General features: G+C 70.0%; 5 protein-coding genes. 4 read left to right on the top strand and 1 reads right to left on the bottom strand.

Annotated features, from left to right (window positions below; genetic code table 11):
* Both gcvPB and AB7U92_RS22425 read left to right on the top strand, forming a co-directional pair.
* Positions 1 to 1,496, top strand: a 1,496-nt coding sequence (gcvPB, locus tag AB7U92_RS22430; RefSeq protein ID WP_428582271.1) for an aminomethyl-transferring glycine dehydrogenase subunit GcvPB, incomplete at its 5' end; no start/stop codon positions are given.
* Between the two features lie 15 nt (positions 1,497 to 1,511).
* A complete protein-coding gene (locus AB7U92_RS22425; RefSeq protein WP_428582269.1) occupies positions 1,512 to 2,903 on the top strand; it encodes an L-serine ammonia-lyase in 1,392 nt (463 codons plus the stop codon).
* On the opposite strand, the gene AB7U92_RS22420 is transcribed toward AB7U92_RS22425, so the two are convergent.
* Complete coding sequence (locus AB7U92_RS22420; RefSeq protein ID WP_428582267.1) at positions 2,904 to 3,380, bottom strand: nuclear transport factor 2 family protein; 477 nt, start codon at positions 3,378 to 3,380, stop codon at positions 2,904 to 2,906.
* Between the two features lie 68 nt (positions 3,381 to 3,448).
* On the opposite strand from AB7U92_RS22420, the gene AB7U92_RS22415 reads away from it, so the two are divergent.
* Both AB7U92_RS22415 and AB7U92_RS22410 read left to right on the top strand, forming a co-directional pair.
* A complete protein-coding gene (locus AB7U92_RS22415) occupies positions 3,449 to 4,123 on the top strand; it encodes a response regulator transcription factor (protein ID WP_428582265.1) in 675 nt (224 codons plus the stop codon).
* An 8-nt stretch (positions 4,124 to 4,131) separates the two neighbouring features.
* Positions 4,132 to 4,497: sensor histidine kinase N-terminal domain-containing protein (locus AB7U92_RS22410; RefSeq protein WP_428582263.1), on the top strand; the 366-nt coding region annotated here is incomplete at its 3' end.

Below are 4,497 nucleotides of genomic sequence, written 5' to 3'. Positions count from 1 at the left end.
GCAGCAGCGCCTTCCTGACCCACCCGGTCTTCAATCGCTACCACAGCGAGACCGAGATGCTGCGCTACCTGCGCAGCCTGGCCGACAAGGACCTGGCGCTGGACCGCACGATGATCCCGCTCGGCTCGTGCACGATGAAGCTCAACGCGACCAGCGAGATGATTCCCATCACCTGGCCGGAGTTCGCGCACGTCCACCCGTTCGCGCCGCAGGACCAACTGGCCGGCTACGCCGAGCTGAACGAGCAGCTGTGCGCCTGGCTGTCGCAGGCCACCGGCTACGCCGGCATCAGCCTGCAGCCCAACGCCGGCTCGCAGGGCGAGTACGCCGGGCTGCTGGTGATCAAGGCCTGGCACGAGTCGCGCGGCGACCACCAGCGCGATGTCTGCGTGATTCCCGAATCGGCCCACGGCACCAACCCGGCCAGCGCGCAGATGGCCGGCATGCAGGTGGTGGTGGTCAAATGCGACGCGCTGGGCAACGTCGACCTGGCCGACCTGCGCGCCAAGTGCGAGCAGCACCGCGAGCGGCTGGCCTGCGTGATGATCACCTACCCGTCGACCTACGGCGTGTTCGAGTCGCGCGTGAAGGAGTTGTGCGAGCTGGTGCACTCCTTCGGTGGCCGCGTCTACGTCGATGGCGCGAACATGAACGCGCTGGTGGGCGTGGCCGCTCCGGGCGAATTCGGCGGCGACGTTAGCCACCTCAACCTGCACAAGACCTTCTGCATCCCGCACGGCGGCGGCGGCCCCGGCGTCGGGCCGGTGTGCGTGGTCGAGGACCTCGTGCCCTTCCTGCCGGCGCATCGCAGCGCCGGCCTCGGCACGCCGCAGCAGGTCGGCGCGGTGAGCGCTGCGCCGCTGGGCAACGCCGCGGTGCTGCCGATCTCGTGGATGTACGTGCGCATGATGGGCGCGGAAGGCCTGCAGTTCGCCACCGAGTCGGCCATCCTCGCGGCCAACTACGTGGCGGCGCGCCTGGCCGGCCACTACGACATCCACTTCAGCGGTGAGATCGCCGGCCTGAAGGGCGGCGGCGTGGCCCACGAGTGCATCCTCGACCTGCGCCCGCTGAAGGAGACCAGCGGCATCAGTGCCGAGGACGTGGCCAAGCGGCTGATCGACTACGGCTTCCACGCGCCGACGCTGAGCTTCCCGGTGGCCGGCACGCTGATGGTGGAGCCGACCGAGAGCGAATCGCTGGCCGAGCTCGACCGCTTCTGCGACGCGATGATCGCGATCCGAGGCGAGATCGCCAAGGTGGAGTCCGGCCAGTGGCCGAAGGAAGACAACCCGCTGAAGCACGCGCCGCACACGGCGGAAGCCTTGCTCGCCGCGGACTGGGCGCATCCGTATACCCGCGAGGAGGCGGCCTACCCGGTGGCCTCGCTGCGCCGGCAGAAATACTGGGCGCCGGTGGGCCGAGTGGACAACGTCTACGGCGACCGCAACCTCTTCTGCGCCTGCGTGCCGGTCGAGAACTACTACGGCGCCTGAACGAGACGGCGGCCCATGGCGATCTCGGTCTTCGACCTCTTCAAGATCGGCATCGGGCCGTCGAGCTCGCACACCGTCGGGCCGATGCGCGCGGCGCGCCTGTTCGTGTTGCGCCTGCAGGCCGATGGCGTGCTCCCGGCCACCGCCCGCGTGGCGGCCCGGCTCTACGGCTCGCTCGGCGCCACCGGCAAGGGGCACGGCAGCGACAAGGCCGTGCTGCTCGGCCTGATGGGCCACGAGCCGGACACGGTCGACGTCGACGCCATCCCGGCACTGCTGCAGGCGGTGCGTGGCGGCGCGCCGCTGGCACTGCTCGGGCTGCACGCCATTGCCTTCAAGGAGAAGACCGACCTCGTCTTCCACCGCCGGGAGACCCTGCCCTTCCACGCCAACGGCATGCGCTTCGAGGCGTTCGATGCCGCTGGCACGCTCCTGGCCGAGCGCACCTACTACTCGGTGGGCGGCGGCTTCGTCGTCAGCGACGAGGTGGCGGCCGATGGCGCGCGACAGCGGATGATCGCCCCGGACACCACGGTGCTGCCCTTCCCGTTCCGCAGTGGTGCCGAGCTTCTCGCGCTGACGACGAACGAGGGCTGCAGCATCGCCGAGCTGATGCGCCGCAACGAGCGCCACTGGCGCAGCGACGCCGAGATCGACGCCGGCCTGCTGCGCATCTGGGGCGTGATGCAGGCCTGCGTGAAGCGCGGGTGCGAGACGGGCGGCACGCTGCCCGGCGGCTTCCAGGTGCGGCGGCGTGCGCAGGAGCTGCATCGCCAGCTGTGCAGCAACCCCGAAGCGGCACTGCGCGATCCGCTGCAGGTGCTCGACTGGGTCAACTTCTACGCGCTGGCGGTCAACGAGGAGAACGCCGCCGGCGGTCGGGTCGTCACCGCGCCCACCAACGGCGCGGCCGGCATCGTGCCGGCGGTGCTGCACTACTACGTGCGCTTCGTGCCGGGCGCCACCGAGCGCGGCGTGATCGACTTCCTGCTCACCGCGGCGGCGATCGGCATCCTCTACAAGGAGAACGCCAGCATCTCCGGCGCCGAGGTCGGCTGCCAGGGCGAGGTGGGCGTGGCGTGCTCGATGGCCGCGGGTGCGCTGGCCGCAGTGCTCGGCGGCACGCCGGCGCAGGTGGAGAACGCCGCCGAGATCGGCATGGAGCACCACCTGGGGCTCACCTGCGACCCGGTCGGCGGGCTGGTGCAGATTCCCTGCATCGAGCGCAACGCGATCGCCTCGGTGAAGGCGATCAACGCCGCGCGCATGGCGCTGCGCGGCGACGGCACCCACCACGTCAGCCTGGACAAGGTGATCAAGACCATGCGCGAGACCGGCGCCGACATGATGACCAAGTACAAGGAGACCGCGCGCGGCGGCCTCGCGGTCAACATCGTCGAATGCTGATCAGCCGCCGGCGGCCACCTTCTGCTTGAACGCGGCCAGGCCTGCGGCCGCTTTGGCGCGCACCTTGGCCTTCAGGAAGCCCGACCAGCCCAGCAGCAGGCCAGGCAGCCCCAGCGCCTGGCGAGACCAGGCCCAGAAGTCGAAGCGATCGACATGCCGCACGATCAGGCCGTCGCGGAACTCGAAGCTCGCGTCGATGCGGTTGAGCACCTTGCGGCCGGTGGCGCTGAAGGTGTAGCGCGCGTCCCAGTGGGCACGTCCGGTGCGCTCGGCGGCCTCGATGCCGCTGTACTCGAGCGTCAGGTCCTTGCCGTTGGTCAGCAGCATGCGCCACATCATCCCGGCGTCGGCGCCGTGCAGGTCGAAGGCCTCGTCGCTGAAGTGCACCTCGGGGTGGTAGCACGCGGCCATGCCGGCCCAGTCGCGCCGCGCGAAGGCGGCATAGAAGCGGTCGATCAGTTGGGCGTTCGGGTGCATGGCGCGAGTGTCTCACCTGCGGGATTCAACTGAAGTTAATTGTTCGTTAATCCGTTAAGCTTCGGCCGATGAAACTGCTGCTCGCCGAAGACGACGCGATCCTCGCCGATGCGCTGAGCGCCAGCCTCGCCAAGGCCGGCTTCGAGGTGGAAGTGGCGCCCAATGGCGCGGTCGCCGAATTCCTGCTGCTGCGGCAGCACTTCGACCTCGGCGTGCTCGATCTCGGCCTGCCGATGGTCGATGGCCTGACGGTGCTCAAGCGGGTGCGCGCGGCCAAGCCGGCGCTGCCCATGCTGGTGCTGACCGCACTCGACGGGCTGGAGCACCGCGTGGCCGGCCTGAACGCCGGCGCCGATGACTACCTGACCAAGCCCTTCGACTTCCCCGAGCTGGAAGCGCGCATCCGCGCCCTGCTGCGGCGCACGCGCGGCGCCGGCGGCGGCTCGGCCCAGCTGTTCGGCAAGCTGAGCTTCGATCGCGACGCTCGACGCGCCTCGGTGGACGGGGCGCTGCTCGACCTGTCGCCCCGCGAGTGGATGCTGCTCGATCTGCTGCTGACCCAGCGCGACCGCGTCGTCACCAAGGACCAGATCGCCGAGAGCTGGGCGGTCGATCGCAGCGAGTCGGGTGCGGGGTCGATCGAGGTCTACATCCATCGCCTGCGCCGCAAGCTGGAAGGTTCGGGGCTGGCGATCCGCACGGTGCGCGGCCTCGGCTACCTTCTCGAAGAAGGCGAAGCCTGAGCAGCGCCATGTGGTCGCCGCTCCAGCGCGCACTGCACCGGCTCCCCGGCGTCACGCCCAGCGGCAGCTCGCTGCACCGCCACCTGCTGCTGTGGCTGCTGCTGCCGCAGCTGGTGCTGTGGCTGGCCGGCGCCCTCTTCACCTACAACCTCACCGCACGCTACGCCAACCAGGCGATCGACGCCTCGCTGTCGACCGCCTCGAAGGCGCTGGCGCGTCAGGTCAAGCCGATCGGCAACGGGCTGTTCATCGACTTCCCGAAGGCCGCGCAGGACATCATCGAGGCCGACCCCGACGACCGCGTCTACTACATGGTGAGCACGCCGCCGGGGCAGTTCATCCTCGGGAACCACCGCCTGCCGCCGCCTCCGACC

Source organism: Piscinibacter sp., from assembly GCF_050175855.1.
In the GTDB taxonomy this organism is placed as follows: Bacteria; Pseudomonadota; Gammaproteobacteria; order Burkholderiales; family Burkholderiaceae_C; genus Piscinibacter.
The sequence above is the reverse complement of the archived record's forward strand: the minus strand, read 5'-3'. Positions and strand labels throughout refer to the sequence as shown.

Excerpts from the sequence above, each read along its gene's own strand:
- AB7U92_RS22425 (WP_428582269.1), top strand. The coding sequence starts at position 1,512 with ATGGCGATCTCGGTCTTCGACCTCTTCAAGATCGGCATCGGGCCGTCG.
- AB7U92_RS22420 (WP_428582267.1), bottom strand. The coding sequence starts at position 3,380 with ATGCACCCGAACGCCCAACTGATCGACCGCTTCTATGCCGCCTTCGCG.
- AB7U92_RS22415 (WP_428582265.1), top strand. The coding sequence starts at position 3,449 with ATGAAACTGCTGCTCGCCGAAGACGACGCGATCCTCGCCGATGCGCTG.